30 protein-coding genes are annotated in these 14,485 nt (G+C 32.3%); all 30 read left to right on the forward strand.

The window, feature by feature from the left end:
* Positions 1-357 precede the first annotated feature (357 nt).
* Complete coding sequence (gene rpsJ / locus ACMX2D_RS01300; RefSeq protein WP_009354283.1) at positions 358-669, forward strand: 30S ribosomal protein S10; 312 nt, start codon at positions 358-360, stop codon at positions 667-669.
* 53 nt (positions 670-722) lie between these two features.
* The gene (gene rplC, locus ACMX2D_RS01305; protein ID WP_009448353.1) at positions 723-1,349 is read left to right on the forward strand and encodes a 50S ribosomal protein L3; all 627 of its coding nucleotides are present in this window, start codon (positions 723-725) and stop codon (positions 1,347-1,349) included.
* Between the two features lie 17 nt (positions 1,350-1,366).
* Positions 1,367-1,990 carry a 50S ribosomal protein L4 gene (rplD, locus tag ACMX2D_RS01310; protein WP_009448361.1) on the forward strand — a complete coding sequence of 208 codons (624 nt, stop codon included), beginning with the start codon at positions 1,367-1,369 and terminating at the stop codon, positions 1,988-1,990.
* On the forward strand, positions 1,987-2,277 hold the full coding sequence (rplW, locus tag ACMX2D_RS01315) for a 50S ribosomal protein L23 (RefSeq protein ID WP_172965474.1): 291 nt from the start codon (positions 1,987-1,989) through the stop codon (positions 2,275-2,277). Before rplD ends, rplW begins: the two co-directional genes overlap by 4 nt.
* Positions 2,278-2,294: 17 nt before the next feature.
* On the forward strand, positions 2,295-3,128 hold the full coding sequence (rplB, locus tag ACMX2D_RS01320; protein WP_009448235.1) for a 50S ribosomal protein L2: 834 nt from the start codon (positions 2,295-2,297) through the stop codon (positions 3,126-3,128).
* Positions 3,129-3,144: 16 nt separating this feature from the next.
* Positions 3,145-3,429 carry a 30S ribosomal protein S19 gene (gene rpsS, locus ACMX2D_RS01325; RefSeq protein WP_009372520.1) on the forward strand — a complete coding sequence of 95 codons (285 nt, stop codon included), beginning with the start codon at positions 3,145-3,147 and terminating at the stop codon, positions 3,427-3,429.
* Between the two features lie 19 nt (positions 3,430-3,448).
* A complete protein-coding gene (gene rplV / locus ACMX2D_RS01330; RefSeq protein WP_004833617.1) occupies positions 3,449-3,781 on the forward strand; it encodes a 50S ribosomal protein L22 in 333 nt (110 codons plus the stop codon).
* Positions 3,782-3,798: 17 nt separating this feature from the next.
* The gene (gene rpsC / locus ACMX2D_RS01335; protein WP_009447956.1) at positions 3,799-4,533 is read left to right on the forward strand and encodes a 30S ribosomal protein S3; all 735 of its coding nucleotides are present in this window, start codon (positions 3,799-3,801) and stop codon (positions 4,531-4,533) included.
* A gap of 23 nt (positions 4,534-4,556) precedes the next feature.
* Entirely contained in the window at positions 4,557-4,991 is a 435-nt protein-coding gene (gene rplP / locus ACMX2D_RS01340; protein ID WP_009447853.1) for a 50S ribosomal protein L16, read from the forward strand.
* Positions 4,981-5,187 carry a 50S ribosomal protein L29 gene (gene rpmC / locus ACMX2D_RS01345; RefSeq protein WP_009448199.1) on the forward strand — a complete coding sequence of 69 codons (207 nt, stop codon included), beginning with the start codon at positions 4,981-4,983 and terminating at the stop codon, positions 5,185-5,187. Before rplP ends, rpmC begins: the two co-directional genes overlap by 11 nt.
* Before the next feature lie 6 nt (positions 5,188-5,193).
* The gene (gene rpsQ, locus ACMX2D_RS01350) at positions 5,194-5,448 is read left to right on the forward strand and encodes a 30S ribosomal protein S17 (RefSeq protein WP_004833613.1); all 255 of its coding nucleotides are present in this window, start codon (positions 5,194-5,196) and stop codon (positions 5,446-5,448) included.
* A 24-nt stretch (positions 5,449-5,472) separates the two neighbouring features.
* Positions 5,473-5,841, forward strand: a complete 369-nt coding sequence (gene rplN / locus ACMX2D_RS01355; protein ID WP_009372516.1) for a 50S ribosomal protein L14 — start codon at positions 5,473-5,475, stop codon at positions 5,839-5,841.
* Between the two features lie 14 nt (positions 5,842-5,855).
* Entirely contained in the window at positions 5,856-6,167 is a 312-nt protein-coding gene (rplX, locus tag ACMX2D_RS01360; RefSeq protein ID WP_009448209.1) for a 50S ribosomal protein L24, read from the forward strand.
* A 19-nt stretch (positions 6,168-6,186) separates the two neighbouring features.
* Positions 6,187-6,729 (forward strand): 50S ribosomal protein L5, encoded by a 543-nt coding sequence (gene rplE, locus ACMX2D_RS01365; RefSeq protein WP_009372736.1) that lies wholly within the window; start codon positions 6,187-6,189, stop codon positions 6,727-6,729.
* 16 nt (positions 6,730-6,745) lie between these two features.
* Positions 6,746-7,015, forward strand: coding sequence for a 30S ribosomal protein S14 (gene rpsN / locus ACMX2D_RS01370; RefSeq protein ID WP_004833609.1), 270 nt, complete (start codon positions 6,746-6,748; stop codon positions 7,013-7,015).
* 24 nt (positions 7,016-7,039) lie between these two features.
* Positions 7,040-7,435 carry a 30S ribosomal protein S8 gene (rpsH, locus tag ACMX2D_RS01375; RefSeq protein ID WP_004833608.1) on the forward strand — a complete coding sequence of 132 codons (396 nt, stop codon included), beginning with the start codon at positions 7,040-7,042 and terminating at the stop codon, positions 7,433-7,435.
* Between the two features lie 34 nt (positions 7,436-7,469).
* Positions 7,470-8,009, forward strand: coding sequence for a 50S ribosomal protein L6 (gene rplF / locus ACMX2D_RS01380; protein ID WP_009448074.1), 540 nt, complete (start codon positions 7,470-7,472; stop codon positions 8,007-8,009).
* Between the two features lie 16 nt (positions 8,010-8,025).
* The gene (gene rplR / locus ACMX2D_RS01385) at positions 8,026-8,391 is read left to right on the forward strand and encodes a 50S ribosomal protein L18 (protein ID WP_009447719.1); all 366 of its coding nucleotides are present in this window, start codon (positions 8,026-8,028) and stop codon (positions 8,389-8,391) included.
* 17 nt (positions 8,392-8,408) lie between these two features.
* A complete protein-coding gene (gene rpsE / locus ACMX2D_RS01390; protein ID WP_009448001.1) occupies positions 8,409-8,915 on the forward strand; it encodes a 30S ribosomal protein S5 in 507 nt (168 codons plus the stop codon).
* A 14-nt stretch (positions 8,916-8,929) separates the two neighbouring features.
* Positions 8,930-9,109 carry a 50S ribosomal protein L30 gene (rpmD, locus tag ACMX2D_RS01395; protein ID WP_009448452.1) on the forward strand — a complete coding sequence of 60 codons (180 nt, stop codon included), beginning with the start codon at positions 8,930-8,932 and terminating at the stop codon, positions 9,107-9,109.
* Positions 9,110-9,122: 13 nt separating this feature from the next.
* Positions 9,123-9,572 carry a 50S ribosomal protein L15 gene (gene rplO / locus ACMX2D_RS01400; protein ID WP_009447828.1) on the forward strand — a complete coding sequence of 150 codons (450 nt, stop codon included), beginning with the start codon at positions 9,123-9,125 and terminating at the stop codon, positions 9,570-9,572.
* Between the two features lies 1 nt (position 9,573).
* Positions 9,574-10,851 carry a preprotein translocase subunit SecY gene (gene secY, locus ACMX2D_RS01405; protein ID WP_009448189.1) on the forward strand — a complete coding sequence of 426 codons (1,278 nt, stop codon included), beginning with the start codon at positions 9,574-9,576 and terminating at the stop codon, positions 10,849-10,851.
* Positions 10,852-10,868: 17 nt separating this feature from the next.
* Entirely contained in the window at positions 10,869-11,510 is a 642-nt protein-coding gene (locus tag ACMX2D_RS01410; protein ID WP_414972441.1) for an adenylate kinase, read from the forward strand.
* 27 nt (positions 11,511-11,537) lie between these two features.
* Positions 11,538-11,819, forward strand: a complete 282-nt coding sequence (locus ACMX2D_RS01415; RefSeq protein WP_009372611.1) for a KOW domain-containing RNA-binding protein — start codon at positions 11,538-11,540, stop codon at positions 11,817-11,819.
* 12 nt (positions 11,820-11,831) lie between these two features.
* Complete coding sequence (gene infA, locus ACMX2D_RS01420; protein ID WP_004833593.1) at positions 11,832-12,050, forward strand: translation initiation factor IF-1; 219 nt, start codon at positions 11,832-11,834, stop codon at positions 12,048-12,050.
* Positions 12,051-12,066: 16 nt separating this feature from the next.
* Positions 12,067-12,180, forward strand: a complete 114-nt coding sequence (gene rpmJ, locus ACMX2D_RS01425; RefSeq protein ID WP_004833592.1) for a 50S ribosomal protein L36 — start codon at positions 12,067-12,069, stop codon at positions 12,178-12,180.
* A 23-nt stretch (positions 12,181-12,203) separates the two neighbouring features.
* The gene (gene rpsM, locus ACMX2D_RS01430; protein ID WP_414970875.1) at positions 12,204-12,572 is read left to right on the forward strand and encodes a 30S ribosomal protein S13; all 369 of its coding nucleotides are present in this window, start codon (positions 12,204-12,206) and stop codon (positions 12,570-12,572) included.
* Positions 12,573-12,585: 13 nt separating this feature from the next.
* A complete protein-coding gene (rpsK, locus tag ACMX2D_RS01435) occupies positions 12,586-12,981 on the forward strand; it encodes a 30S ribosomal protein S11 (RefSeq protein WP_004833590.1) in 396 nt (131 codons plus the stop codon).
* Between the two features lie 62 nt (positions 12,982-13,043).
* The gene (locus tag ACMX2D_RS01440) at positions 13,044-13,985 is read left to right on the forward strand and encodes a DNA-directed RNA polymerase subunit alpha (RefSeq protein WP_009447911.1); all 942 of its coding nucleotides are present in this window, start codon (positions 13,044-13,046) and stop codon (positions 13,983-13,985) included.
* A gap of 17 nt (positions 13,986-14,002) precedes the next feature.
* The gene (gene rplQ, locus ACMX2D_RS01445; protein ID WP_009448039.1) at positions 14,003-14,347 is read left to right on the forward strand and encodes a 50S ribosomal protein L17; all 345 of its coding nucleotides are present in this window, start codon (positions 14,003-14,005) and stop codon (positions 14,345-14,347) included.
* Positions 14,348-14,485: the final 138 nt, after the last annotated feature.

A 14,485-nucleotide genomic window follows, 5' to 3' on the forward strand; every position in this document is an offset into this window, starting at 1 on the left:
ATCAAGACTAAAAAGATTGATATACTACCAATTTTTTTGTGTTTTTATAATGCTTTTATAAGTCTGAAAAAAAGTAAAAAAAATTTCAAAAAAATTATAAAAAAGTATTGCAATAATAGAAATGATGTAGTATAATATATGGGTGCTTATATGCACACAATAGGCGTTGACGAAATAGGTTGCTCAAATTAATGGCTATTTTCCAGCCTTTGAGGTAATTATTTCTGAGTATGTCGAACTAGATTTCGGCGACAGGTCGCCGTATTTTTTAGAAGTGAAAATGGAACACACGGATGAGTTGATACGGAAGACCTAGTTGCATGATGCCAAAACATGCGAAATAAGGAGGTAAAAAAATTGGCAAACAAACAAAAAATCAGAATTAGATTAAGAGCTTACGATCATGAATTAATCGATAGCTCAGCACAACAAATAGTGGAATCTGCAAAGAGAACTGGTGCAGAAGTGTCAGGACCTATTCCACTACCAACAGAAAAGGAAATCATTACAATCTTAAGAGCTGTTCACAAATACAAAGATAGTAGAGAACAATTCGAACAAAGAACACATAAAAGACTTATTGATATCCTAAATCCTAACCAAAAAACTTTGGAAAGTTTAAAGAAATTAAATCTTCCAAGTGGTGTAGATATCGAAATTAAGTTATAAATCTTAGAATGATTGTAAAATCAATCCGCTGTAAGTAATAGGAGGTGTACTCAATGAAGAGTATTTTAGGTAAGAAAATTGGAATGACTCAAATATTTGCTGAAGATGGTTCAGTTATTCCGGTAACAGTTGTTGAAGCGGGCCCTATGTTCGTTACACAAGTTAAAACTGTTGAAAATGATGGCTATAATGCAATCCAATGTGGATATGTAGACAAAAAAGAAAAGAAGGTTACAAAACCTCTTAAAGGACATTTCGATAAAGTAAGTGTTGGATATAAGAGATTTGTAAGAGAATTCAGATTAAACGAAGGCGAAACTTTTGAAACTGGACAAGAAATTAAAGTTGACTTATTTGCTGAGGGAGATAAAGTTGATGTTATCGGAACTTCAAAAGGTAAAGGTACTCAAGGTGCTATTAAGAGATGGAATTACGGAAGAGGTCCTGAAGGACATGGTTCTAAATCTCACAGAGTAGCCGGGGCTAGAAGTGCTGGTACTTATCCAGGCAGAGTACTTAAAGGTAGAAAAGCAAGTGGAAAAACAGGAAATGAAAAGAGTACTGTTCAAAATCTTGTTGTTGTAAAAGTTGACGTTGAAAAGAACCTAATTCTTGTAAAAGGTGCTATTCCAGGACCTAAAGGTGGTTTAGTAACAGTTAGAGAAGCGGTTAAAAGATAGTTTAAGGAGGATAAATAATGCCTAAGGTTAATGTTTATAACCAACTTGGAGAAGTTGTTGGTGATATAGAATTAAACGAAGCTATTTTTGGTATTGAAGTTAATGAACATGTTGTTTATGAAGTAGTAAAGAACCATTTAGCTAATAGAAGACAAGGCACTCAATCTGCTAAGACTCGTGCAGAAGTACGTGGAGGCGGAAGAAAACCTTGGAGACAAAAAGGTACTGGTCGTGCTAGACAAGGTAGTATAAGAGCTCCTCAATGGAAAGGTGGCGGAGTGGTATTCGCACCAAAACCAAGAAGCTACAGATACTCAGTTCCTAAGAAAGTAAGAAGACTTGCTATGAAATCAGTTCTTACTTCAAAAGTTCTTGAAGGAGAATTAAGAATTTTAGATGCTTTAACAGTTGATGCATTTAGTACTAAGAAAGCAAAAGAAATTTTGAAAAATTTAAGTTTAGAAACAAAAACTATGATAGTTTTACCGGAAGGAAATGACATGATTGTTAAATCATTCGCAAACCTTCCAAAAGTTGAAACTGTTGTTGTAGATTATATGAATGTTTACGATTTAATGAGATTTGATAATCTTGTAATTGTAAAAGATGCCTTATCAAAAATTGAGGAGGTGTATGCATAATGACAGCATATGATATTATTATTAAACCAGTTGTAACTGAACGTTCAATGGAAAATATGGAATCAAAAAGATACACTTTCAAAGTTGATACTAGGGCTAATAAATCAGAAATAAAAAAAGCCGTAGAAACAATTTTTGGTGTAAAAGTTAAACAAGTAAATACAATGAATATTACTGGTAAGAAAAAAAGAATGGGAGCTAATGTTGGCAAAAGACCTGATTGGAAAAAAGCCATTGTTACTCTTACAGAAGATTCAAAAGAAATTGAATTTTTTGAAAGTATTTAATATAGGAGGTAATATTAATGGCTATTAGAAAGTATAAACCAACTTCTGCTGGTGTACGTGGAATGAGCGTTTTAACTTTTGATGAAATAACTAAGACTAAACCTGAAAAGTCATTATTAGTTTCTTTATCAAAATCAGGCGGAAGAAATTCATTAGGTAGAGTTACCGTTAGACATAGAGGTGGCGGTGCTAAAAGAAAATATAGAATAATAGATTTTAAAAGAAATAAAGATGGAGTACCTGGAAAAGTTGCTTCTATCGAATACGATCCAAACAGAACTGCTAATATAGCATTAATCCACTATTTAGATGGAGAAAAGAGATATATCTTAGCTCCAGAAGGATTAAAAGTTGGAGATAAAATTGAATCAGGAGAAAATGCAGATATCGTAATCGGTAATGCATTAAAATTAAAAGACATTCCTGTTGGTACAAATGTTCATAATGTTGAGTTAAAACCTGGAAAAGGTGGACAACTTGTAAGAAGTGCTGGATCTGAAGCTCAATTAATGGGTAAAGAAGGAAAATTTGCACAATTAAGATTACCTTCAGGTGAATTTAGATTAGTTCATTTAGAATGTAGAGCTACTGTTGGACAAGTTGGTAATTTAAGTCATGAACTTATAACTATTGGTAAAGCGGGAAGATCAAGACATATGGGTAAGAGACCTCATGTTAGAGGATCTGCAATGAACCCAGTGGATCACCCTCACGGTGGTGGGGAAGGTAGAACTCCTGTTGGACGTCCAGCACCTTCAACTCCTTGGGGTAAACCAGCTTTAGGACTTAAGACTAGAAAGAAAAATAAAAAGTCTAATAAGTTCATAGTAAGAAGAAGAACTAAAAACTAATTAAGGAGGAAAACAAATGGGTAGATCTCTTAAAAAAGGACCATTTTGTGATGATCATCTTTTAAAGAAAATAGATGCATTAAATAGTGCAGATGAAAAAAAAGTTGTAAAAACTTGGTCAAGAAGAAGTACAATTTTTCCACAATTTGTTGGACATACTATAGCTGTTCATGACGGAAGAAAGCACTTACCAATATATATTACTGACGATATGGTAGGACATAAACTTGGAGAGTTCGTTTTAACTAGAACTTACAAGGGTCATGTTGGCAAAAACGAAAAAAATAGTAAAGTAAGATAATAGATAAGGAGGAGATAACATGCAAGCTAAAGCAATTGCAAAATATCAAAGAATTTCACCTCTTAAAGTAAACTTTATTTGTAGAGAAATAAGAGGAAAGCATGTAGATGAAGCTTTATCTATTCTAAGATTCACTCCTAAAGCGGGTGCTAGATTATTAGAAAAGGTATTAAAATCAGCTGTTGCTAATGCAGAAAATAATCATAATTTAGATAGAAAAGACCTTTATGTATTAGAAGCTTATGCAAATGATGCTCCAGTTATGAAAAGATGGAGACCAAAGGCTAAAGGTTCAGCTTACCCAATTTTGAAAAGATCAAGTCATATTGGTGTAACGGTAGCAGAAAGATAGTATAAGGAGGATAAAAAATGGGTCAAAAAGTTAATCCTCATGGGTTAAGAGTTGGAATAATAAAAGATTGGGACTCAAGATGGTTTGCCGATAAAAAAGAATTTGGTAATTTATTAGTAGAAGACCACAATATTCGTAAACTTGTTAAAAAAGAGGTAGCTCTTTCAGGAGTACCGAAAGTTGAAATAGAAAGATCAGCAAATAGAGTAAAGGTAACAGTTTTTACTGCTAAACCTGGAATGGTAATTGGAAAATCAGGTGCTGGTGTTGAAGAATTAAGAGTTAAGATTGAAAAATTAACTGGTAAAAAAGTAATTGTTAATGTTGAAGAAGTTAAGAGACCTGATTTAAGCGCTCAATTAGTTGCTGAAAACATTGCTGGACAATTAGAAAGACGTGTATCTTTTAGACGTGCTATGAAACAAGCTATGCAAAGATCATTAAAATCAGGAGCAAAAGGAATTAAAACTGCTGTTTCTGGAAGACTTGGTGGAGCTGATATGGCTAGAACTGAAGGATATTCTGAAGGAACAATTCCTCTACAAACTTTAAGAGCAGACATTGAATATGGATTTGCTGAAGCTGATACAACTTATGGAAAATTAGGCGTAAAAGTTTGGTTATACAAAGGAGAAGTTCTTCCTGGAATGAAAGCTGCAGTTATTGAAGAAAAACCTGCAAAAAAAGATAGAAGAAACAAGAAAGACAATAAGAAAAGATTTAATAAAACTGGTGCTAAGAAAGAAGCTTAGTTGCCGGAAGGAGGAAAGAGTCTATGTTAATGCCTAAGAGAGTAAAATATCGTAGAGTTCATAGAGGCAGAATGACTGGTAAAGCTCTAAGGGGAAATACAATTTCTTATGGAGAATTTGCAATTCAAGCATTAGAACCTTGCTGGATGACTGCAAACCAAATTGAATCTGCAAGACGTGCGATGACAAGATATATAAAAAGAGGCGGTAAGATCTGGATTAAAGTATTCCCTGATAAGCCTGTTACTAAAAAGCCTGCTGAAGTAAGAATGGGTTCTGGTAAAGGAGCTCCTGAATACTGGGTAGCAGTTGTTAAGCCAGGTAGAGTATTATTTGAAATGAGTGGAGTTCCAGTTGAAGTAGCTAGAGAAGCTATGAGACTTGCTGCACATAAACTACCTGTAAAGACTAAATTTATAACTCGTGAGATGAAGGAAGGTGAAGCTAATGAAAATTAAAGAAATTCGCCAAATGAATGATAGTGATTTACAAGCAAAATTAAAAGATTTAAAAGTAGAATTATTTAATTTACGTTTTCAATTAGCCACTGGACAATTAGAAAATCCTATGAGAATTGGTGGCATTAGAAAAGATATAGCTCGTGTTAAGACTATTATCAGAGAACGTGAGCTTAATGCTGGAAAGGAGGCTTAATACTATATGGAAAGAAATAGTAGAAAAGTCATAATAGGAAATGTAGTTTCTAATAAAATGGATAAGACTATTGTTGTAGAAGTTGCAACTTTTGTATCTCACCCACTTTATAAAAAACAAATGAAAAAGACTACAAAATTTAAAGCACATGATGAAAATAACGAATGTTTAATTGGTGATAGAGTTAAAATTATGGAAACAAGACCTCTTTCAAGAGAAAAGAGATGGAGACTTGTTGAGATACTTGAAAGAGTAAAATAATTTTCATCTGGAAAGGAGTATCGTATGATTCAAACAGAAAGTCGTTTAAAAGTTGCTGACAACTCTGGCGCTAAAGAACTTCTTGTTATCAGAGTACTTGGTGGTACTAATAAGAAATATGCAAAAGTTGGCGATATAGTAGTTTGTACTGTTAAAAGTGCTACACCAGGTGGAGTTGTTAAGAAAAGTGACGTTGTAAAAGCGGTAATTGTTAGAACAACAAATAGTATAAAGAGAAATGATGGAAGCTACATTAGATTTGATGATAATGCAGCGGTAATTATAAAAGATGATAAGAACCCAGTTGGTACAAGAATTTTCGGTTCAGTTACAAGAGAGCTTAGAGCTGGTAACTTTATGAAAATTATATCTCTTGCACCTGAAGTATTATAATAGGAGGTGTTAGAATGAAAATTAAATCTGGAGATACTGTTATTGTAATTGCAGGAAAAGATAAAGGAAAAACTGGAAAAGTACTTAAAACTTTAGTTAAAGAAAATAGAGTAATAGTTCAAGGAGTAAACATTCAAACTAAACACAAGAAAGCTAAGAGTCCTAAAGATGAAGCTGGCTTATTAAAAATTGAAGGAAGTATTGATGTTTCAAATGTAATGTACTTTGACACTAAAGTAAATAAACCTTCTAGAATTGGTTATTCTCTTGAAGGAGATAAAAAAGTTAGAATCAGTAAAAAAAGTGGTTCAAAAATAGATAAATAGTTGAAAGGAGGAATCTTAAGTGACTTCCAGAATGCAAGTTAAATATAAAGAAGAAATAGTTTCTGCTTTAATGGAACGTTTTAAATATAAAAATATTATGGAGGTTCCTAAACTTAATAAGATAGTTATCAACATTGGTTTAGGTTCAGCTAAAGATAATCCAAAAGTTTTAGAAAGCGCTTTAAGAGATTTGGAAATTATTTCAGGTCAAAAGCCTGTAATAACTACTGCTAAAAAATCAATTGCAAATTTCAAATTAAGAGAAGGTATGAAAATTGGTACTAAAGTAACTCTTAGAGGAGAAAAAATGTATGATTTTCTAGATAGATTAGTTAATATTGCTCTTCCACGTGTAAGAGACTTTAGAGGTGTTAGCGCATCAAGCTTTGATGGAAGAGGAAATTACGCATTAGGTATAAAAGAACAATTAATATTCCCAGAAATCGTATATGATATGATTGATCAAATAAGAGGAATGGATATTATAATAGTTACTACTGCTAAGACTGATGAAGAGTCTAAAGCACTTTTAGAGCTATTAGGAATGCCTTTTAAAAAGTAGTAGGGGGAGAAATTTAATGGCTAAAAAATCAATGGTACAACGTGAATTAAAACGTCAAAAGTTAGTTGAAAAATATGCTGCAAAACGTGCAGAATTAAAAGCCAAAGGGGACTATGTTGGATTAAGCAAATTACCAAGAAATGCTTCACCAACTCGTTTACACAATCGTTGTAAAATAACTGGACGTCCTCATGGATACATTGGAAAATATGGAATCAGCCGTATTGTGTTCCGTGAATTAGCTTACAAGGGAGAAATTCCTGGCGTTAAAAAGGCTAGTTGGTAATATTAAATAAAGGAGGAAGCTTATATGATGACTGATCCTATAGCAGATATGCTTACAAGAATTAGAAATGGTAATAACGCAAGACATTCATCTGTTGAAATACCTGCATCAAAAATGAAAAAGAATCTTGTACAGATTTTATTAGATGAAGGTTTTATTGAAGGATATAATGTAATTGAAGATGACAAACAAGGAATCATCACAGTTGACTTAAAATATGGAAAAAACAACGAAAAAGTTATTTCAGGACTTAAGAGAATTTCAAAACCGGGTTTAAGAGTTTATGCTAGAAGCCATGAAATTCCTAAAGTTTTAGGAGGACTTGGAATTGCAATTATCTCAACATCAAAGGGAGTTGTAACTGATAAAGTTGCTAGAAAAGAAGGTATTGGTGGAGAGGTTCTTTGTTACGTTTGGTAACATGTTTAAGGATTAAAACTAAGGAGGTAAACCAATGTCAAGAATTGGATTAAAACCAATTGTTGTTCCTGCTGGAGTTGAGGTAATCTTAGGTGAAGAAAACTTTGTTGAAGTAAAAGGACCTAAAGGAAAATTAGCTCAACAATTATGCAGTGAAATGAACATTAAGATAGAAGGAGATACAATAAATATAGAACGTCCTTCTGAAATAAAAAGACATAAATCACTTCATGGTTTAACAAGAACTCTTCTTGCTAACATGATTGAAGGTGTTTCAAAGGGATTTACTAAAACTTTGATTATAGAAGGAACTGGATATAGAGCAGCTAAGGCTGGAAACAAATTAACTTTAAACTTAGGATATTCTCATCCAATTGAAATATTAGATCCAGAAGGAATTACTGTAGAAGTTCCTGAACCTACTAAGATAGTGATTAATGGTATAGATAAACAAAAACTTGGAAACTTTGCAGCTAATATTCGTGCTCATAGAAGACCTGAGCCATACAAAGGTAAAGGTGTAAGATATGAAGGAGAATACATCAGACGTAAAGTTGGTAAGACTGGTAAATAGAAAGGAGTGAAATTTAATGTTAAAGCAAATTAACAAAAATGAAAATAGAAAAGCAAGACATGCTAGAGTAAGAAAAAAAGTTTCTGGAACTCCTGAAAAACCAAGATTAAATTTATATAGAAGTAATACTAATATATATGCTCAAATTATAGACGATACTAAAGGTGTAACTTTAGTTTCAGCTTCAACTTTAGATAAAGAATTCGCTTCATTAGAATCAAAATCAAATAAAGAAGCTGCTAAGGCTGTAGGTCTTGCAATTGGCAAAAAAGCAGTTGAAAAAGGCATTACAGAAGTAGTTTTTGATAGAAGTGGATATTTATATCACGGAAAAGTTAAAGAGTTAGCTGAAGGTGCCAGAGAAGCTGGACTTAAATTTTAGTATCAGGAGGGTAATTAATGGAACTTTTAATTAAAGAAGTAGAAGGATTAGAATTAGAAGAAAGAGTAGTTGCCATCAACCGTGTTACTAAAGTAGTAAAAGGTGGTAGAAACTTTAGATTTAGTGCTCTTGTAGTAGTAGGAGATGGAAACGGACATGTTGGTGTTGGTGTTGGTAAAGCACTTGAAGTTCCTGAAGCTATTAGAAAAGGTGTACAAGATGCTAAGAAACATGTAATTAGAGTACCTCTTGTAAACACTACAATTCCTCATGAAATTGTTGGAGTTTTTGGAGCTGGTAGAGTTTTATTAAAACCTGCTGGAGCCGGTACTGGAGTTATCGCTGGTGGTCCTGTTCGTGCGGTTTGTGAACTTGCAGGAATTAAAGATGTAAGAAGTAAGTCTTTAGGAACTACTAATGCTAGAAATATAGTTAATGCAACTATGGAAGGGTTAAAGAATCTTAAGAGAGCTGAAGATATAGCTAGATTAAGAGGAAAATCCGTAGAAGAAATATTAGGTTAAGGGGGGCTTTTAAAATGGCAAAGCTCAAAATAACACTTAAAAAGAGTAAAATTGGTAGAATAGAAAAACATATTAAAAATGTTGAAGCTTTAGGTTTAAAAAAAGTTGGTCAAACAGTTGTTAAGGAAGATACTCCATCAATTAGAGGTATGATCAATAAAATAAGTTTTATGCTTGAAGTTGAAGAAATTTAAGGAGGTATAAAGCGTGAAGTTACATGATTTAAGACCTGCTGAAGGTGGAGGCTCAAAAGCAAAAAAGAGACTTGGTAGAGGTTACGGTTCTGGACTTGGTAAATACGGCGGTAAAGGACGTGACGGTCAAAATTCAAGATCAGGTGGTGGAGTAAGACCTGGATTTGAAGGTGGACAAATGCCACTATTTAGAAGACTTCCAAAAAGAGGTTTTACAAATATTTTTGCTAAAGAATATGCAGAAGTAAATGTAGAACAATTAAATATTTTTGAAGATGGTACAGAAGTTACTGAAGAATTAATATTTGAAGTTAATTTAGCTAAAAAAGCTAAGGCAAAAGATGGTGTTAAGATTTTAGGTAATGGAGAATTAACTAAAAAATTGACTGTATCTTGCAGTAAATTTACAAAGAGTGCTATCGAAAAAATTGAGAGCACTGGAGGAAAGGTAGAGGTGATCTAATATGTTCAAGACTCTATCAAATGCGTGGAGAATAAAAGAAATCAGAAGTAAAATGATTTTTACACTATTGATGATTGTTGTTTATAGACTTGGTAATATTATTCCAATTCCTTTTATGGACAAAACAGTTGTTAATAAACTTATGAGCAGTAATGCAGGCGGTTTAGTAAATTTATTAGATTTACTTGCCGGAGGTAGTTTAAAACAAATGAGCGTATTTGCTCTTAGTATTTATCCATATATTACAGCATCAATAGTTGTTCAACTTCTTACTATTGCATTCCCAAGACTTGGTGAAATTGCAAGAGATGGGGAAATGGGTAGAAAAAAAGTTGCAAAATATACTAAAATAGGCGCAGTAATACTTGGAATATTTGAAGCTATGGCAATAGCAAATGGACTTTTTGCAAAAGCAATAGTTGCTAAAGGATATATTCAATCAGCATTGATTATTACATCTTTATTAGCAGGTTCTATGTTCTTAGTTTGGTTAGGTGAAATGATTACTGAAAAAGGAATAGGTAATGGTATTTCAATTATTATCTTCCTTGGTATTGTTTCTAACTTACCAACACAAATTGGAACATTTATTTATGGAATTGCGACTGGAACAGTTGGAATTTTAACAATAATAGGTGTTATACTTGCGGCTATAGCAATAGTTGTAATTGTTGTACTTATAAATGAAGGTGAAAGAAAAATTACAGTTCAATATGCTAAGAAAGTTGTTGGAAGGAAGATGTATGGTGGACAAGCTACTCACATTCCTGTAAAAGTTAATATGAGTGGTGTAATGCCGGTAATCTTTGCGTCATCTTTATTAGCTATGCCACAAACTCTTTCATTATTATTTTCTGGTGGAACTCCAAATTGGATTAGTTCATACTTAACAGTTGAAGGTTCAGTTGGTGTGTATGTATATTCAATATTGAATTTTATGTTGATTATATTGTTTGGATTCTTTTATTCATCAATTCAATTTAATACTGTTGAATACGCAAAAAATTTACAACAATATGGTGGATTTATTCCAGGAATTAGACCTGGTAAACCTACCGGAGAATATTTACAAAAAATATCAAATAGAATTACTTTCTCAGGTTCTATTATATTAGCTTTAATTGCTTCAGCACCAATAGTTATTTCACGTTTGAGTGGAATGAAAATAAATTTTGGTGGAACATCAGTTATAATTATAGTTGGTGTAGTAATAGAAACAATGAAGCAAATAGAATCTATGATGTTAATGAGACACTATAAAGGTTTTTTGAATAAATAGTTTATAGGAGATAAAATATGAGACTAATTTTGTTAGGACCCCCGGGAGCAGGAAAGGGAACTCAAGCGTCAAGTATCGTTGCGGAATATGGAATAACTCATATTTCAACAGGAGATATTTTTAGACATAATATTAAAAATGAAACAGAACTTGGAAAAAAAGTAAAGTCTTATTTAGACAATGGTCAATTAGTACCGGATGAACTTACTATTGATTTAGTTTGGGATAGACTTTCTAAAGAAGACTGTAAAAATGGTTTTTTACTAGATGGTTTTCCAAGAACTATTAATCAAGCGAAAGCTTTACAAAAAGGCTTAGAAGAGAGAGGTCTTAAGCTAGATAGAGTTATAAACATTGATGTTGATAAGAATATTTTAGTAAAAAGACTTTCAGGAAGAAGAGTTTGTAAAAATTGTGGTGAAACATATCATGTAGATAACAAACCATCTGAAAAAGAAGGAGTTTGTGATAAATGTTCCGGAGAAGTTATTCAAAGAGCAGATGATAATGAAAAGACTGTATTAGATCGTATAGAAGTTTATGAAAGTCAGACTTTTCCACTAATTGATTTTTACAAGAATTTAGGATTGATTTTAACTGTTGATGGTACTTTGTCTATTGAGGATGTCTTTTCACAAATTAAGGAGTCTCTTTCTTAAAATGTCTAACATTTTGGAGAGTATACTATGGATCTAAATTTTGATTTTAAAGTAGGTCAGGTTGTAAAATCACTTAAGGGCCGGGACAAGGGCGAAGTAATGATCATAGTTGAGGTAATAAGTTCATCATTAGTAAAAGTTGCTAATGGTAGTAACAGACCTCTTTCTAAACCTAAACTTAAAAAGTCAAAGCATTTGCAAATTTATAATGACGTGCTTAAAGATTTTAGTTTGAATCCATTATCATTTAATGATTCTAATTTGAGAAAATTATTAAAATCATATATACAGGATAATGTAGAAAAATAGGAGGTTCTTTAAATGTCCAAAAAGGATGTTATAGAAGTTGAAGGAACTGTTATTGATGCTATGCCGAATACTATATTCAAGGTTAAACTTGCAAATGGTCATGAAATAACAGCTCATATATCAGGAAAATTAAGAATGAATTATATAAGAATTCTTCCGGGTGATAAGGTATTAGTTGAACTTTCACCTTATGATCTGACAAAAGGGAGAATAACTTGGCGAAACAAGTAGCATAGGAGGGACTTAAATGAAAGTAAGACCATCAGTAAAAAAAATGTGCGAAAAATGTAAAATCATCAGAAGAAAAGGTAGAGTAATGGTGATTTGTGAAAATCCAAAGCACAAACAAAAACAAGGTTAATGAAGATGGAGGTGTAGGTAACAGTGGCAAGAATTGTAGGTGTCGACTTACCAAGAGAAAAAAGGGTAGAAATAGGTTTGACTTATATCTATGGTATAGGTAGAAAGACTTCAAACGATATTCTTAGAAATGCTGGAATCAACCCAGATACAAGAGTTAAAGATTTAACTGAAGCTGAAGTTGCTTTAATAAGAGCTGAAATAGATAAATATCTTGTTGAAGGTGATTTACGTAGAGAAATCGCTATGAATATTAAGAGATTAAGAGAAATTAACTGTTACAGAGGAATCAGACATAGAAGAGGTTTACCTGTAAGAGGACAAAATACTAAAAATAATGCCAGAACTAGAAAAGGTCCAAAGAAAATTTCTGGTACAAAAAAAGGTAAATAAGGAGGGGATTTAATTGGCAATTAAGAAACAAAAAGCTCGTGTTAAAAGAAGAGAGCGTAAAAACATTGAAAAAGGACAAGCTCATATCGTTTCTTCATTTAATAACACTATGGTGACTCTTAGTGACTTAAACGGTAATGTAATTTCTTGGGCAAGTGCTGGACAATTAGGTTTTAGAGGATCAAGAAAATCTACTCCATTTGCTGCACAACAAGCTGCTGAAGAAGCTGCAAAAAAAGCTATGGAACATGGACTAAAAGTTGTAGAAGTTTATGTTAAAGGACCTGGATCAGGTAGAGAAGCTGCTATCAGATCATTACAAGCTACTGGACTTGAAGTTAGTTTAATTAAGGATGTTACTCCAATTCCACATAATGGTTGTAGACCACCAAAGAGAAGAAGAGTGTAATTGCAAACTTTTAAAAGTATTTAAAAGTTTCAATATGAATTAGACTAAGGAGGATAAAGTCTATGACAGAAGATTTAAATACAAATATTGAAGTTTTAGATATAGATCTTGAAAAAAACTATGGTAAATTTGCTATAATGCCTCTTGATAGAGGATATGGCACTACATTAGGAAATTCCATGAGAAGAGTTCTTTTAGGTTCTCTTCCCGGATCTGCCATAGCAACTGTTAAAATTGATGGAGTTGGACATGAGTTTACAACTATTAAGGGGTCAATAGCTGATGTTCCAGAAATTTTAATTAATATTAAAGGTATTGCATTAAAGAAATTTAATGATGAGCCAGTAATTTTAGAATTAAATGTAAAAGGACCAAAAGTTGTAACAGCTGGAGATATTTCTGAAAATCAAAATGTTGAAATAGCTAATAAAGATCATTATATAACAACTCTTAATGAAGAGGGAGAAATCAGAATGGATTTATTAGTCTTAAATGGTAAAGGCTATAGAGTTAGCGATTTGAATAAAGAATATTGCGATATTAATTCAATAGCAGTTGATTCTTCTTTTTCTCCTGTAAAGAAAGTAAACTTTATGGTAGGAAATACTAGAGTTGGACAAAGTATAGATTTTGACAAGCTTGAAATTGAAGTTTGGACAAATGGAACTATTACTCCACAAGAAGCTCTTTCAACAGGTGCTGGAATTTTTATAGATTACTTAAGTCTATTTAGATCACTACCAGACATTAATCTTGATAATTCAAGTATAAAAGATGGTAAAAATTTAGACACTAATAGTGTTTTATCAAAGAGTGTTGAAGAATTAGATTTATCCCTTAGAAGTTTTAACTGCTTGAAAAGAGCAAATCTTGATACAGTTAAAGATATTATTTCACAAGATATAGAACAACTAAAGAAAATTAAAAACTTTGGTAAAAAATCTGTAGAAGAAGTAGTAGATAAAATGCATGAATTAGGTTTAAAATTTTTAGATGAAGAATAAAAAGAGGAGGTAGTACTTTGGCTAATTTAAGAAAACTTGGACGTAGAGCTGATCACAGAGATGCGATGCTTAGAAATCAAGTTCAATCTCTTTTTGAAAACGGAAAGATTGAAACTACGTTAACAAGAGCGAAGGAAACTAGAAGAGTAGCTGAAAAAATGATAACTCTTGGTAAAAAAGGCGATCTTCACGCAAGAAGACAAGCTTTAGCTTATATTTACAAGACTGAAACAGTTCATAAGCTATTCGAAGAAATTGCTCCACTTTATAAAGAAAGAAATGGTGGATATACAAGAATATTAAAGCTAGGACCTAGACAAGGGGACGCAGCTGAAATGGCGATTTTAGAATTAGTAAAATAATTTGCTTAAAAGCTAATATTAGATTTTAATATAAAATTAAAAAAGGCACTGATTTTTCAGTGTCTTTTTTGTGTATAAATAAGAATTTCTTAAGAATAAAATCTTTTCAAAGTTTGTAAAATAGATTTTTAGTATTAA

This window comes from Parvimonas oralis, assembly GCF_047608425.1.
Classification (GTDB): Bacteria; Bacillota; Clostridia; order Tissierellales; family Peptoniphilaceae; genus Parvimonas.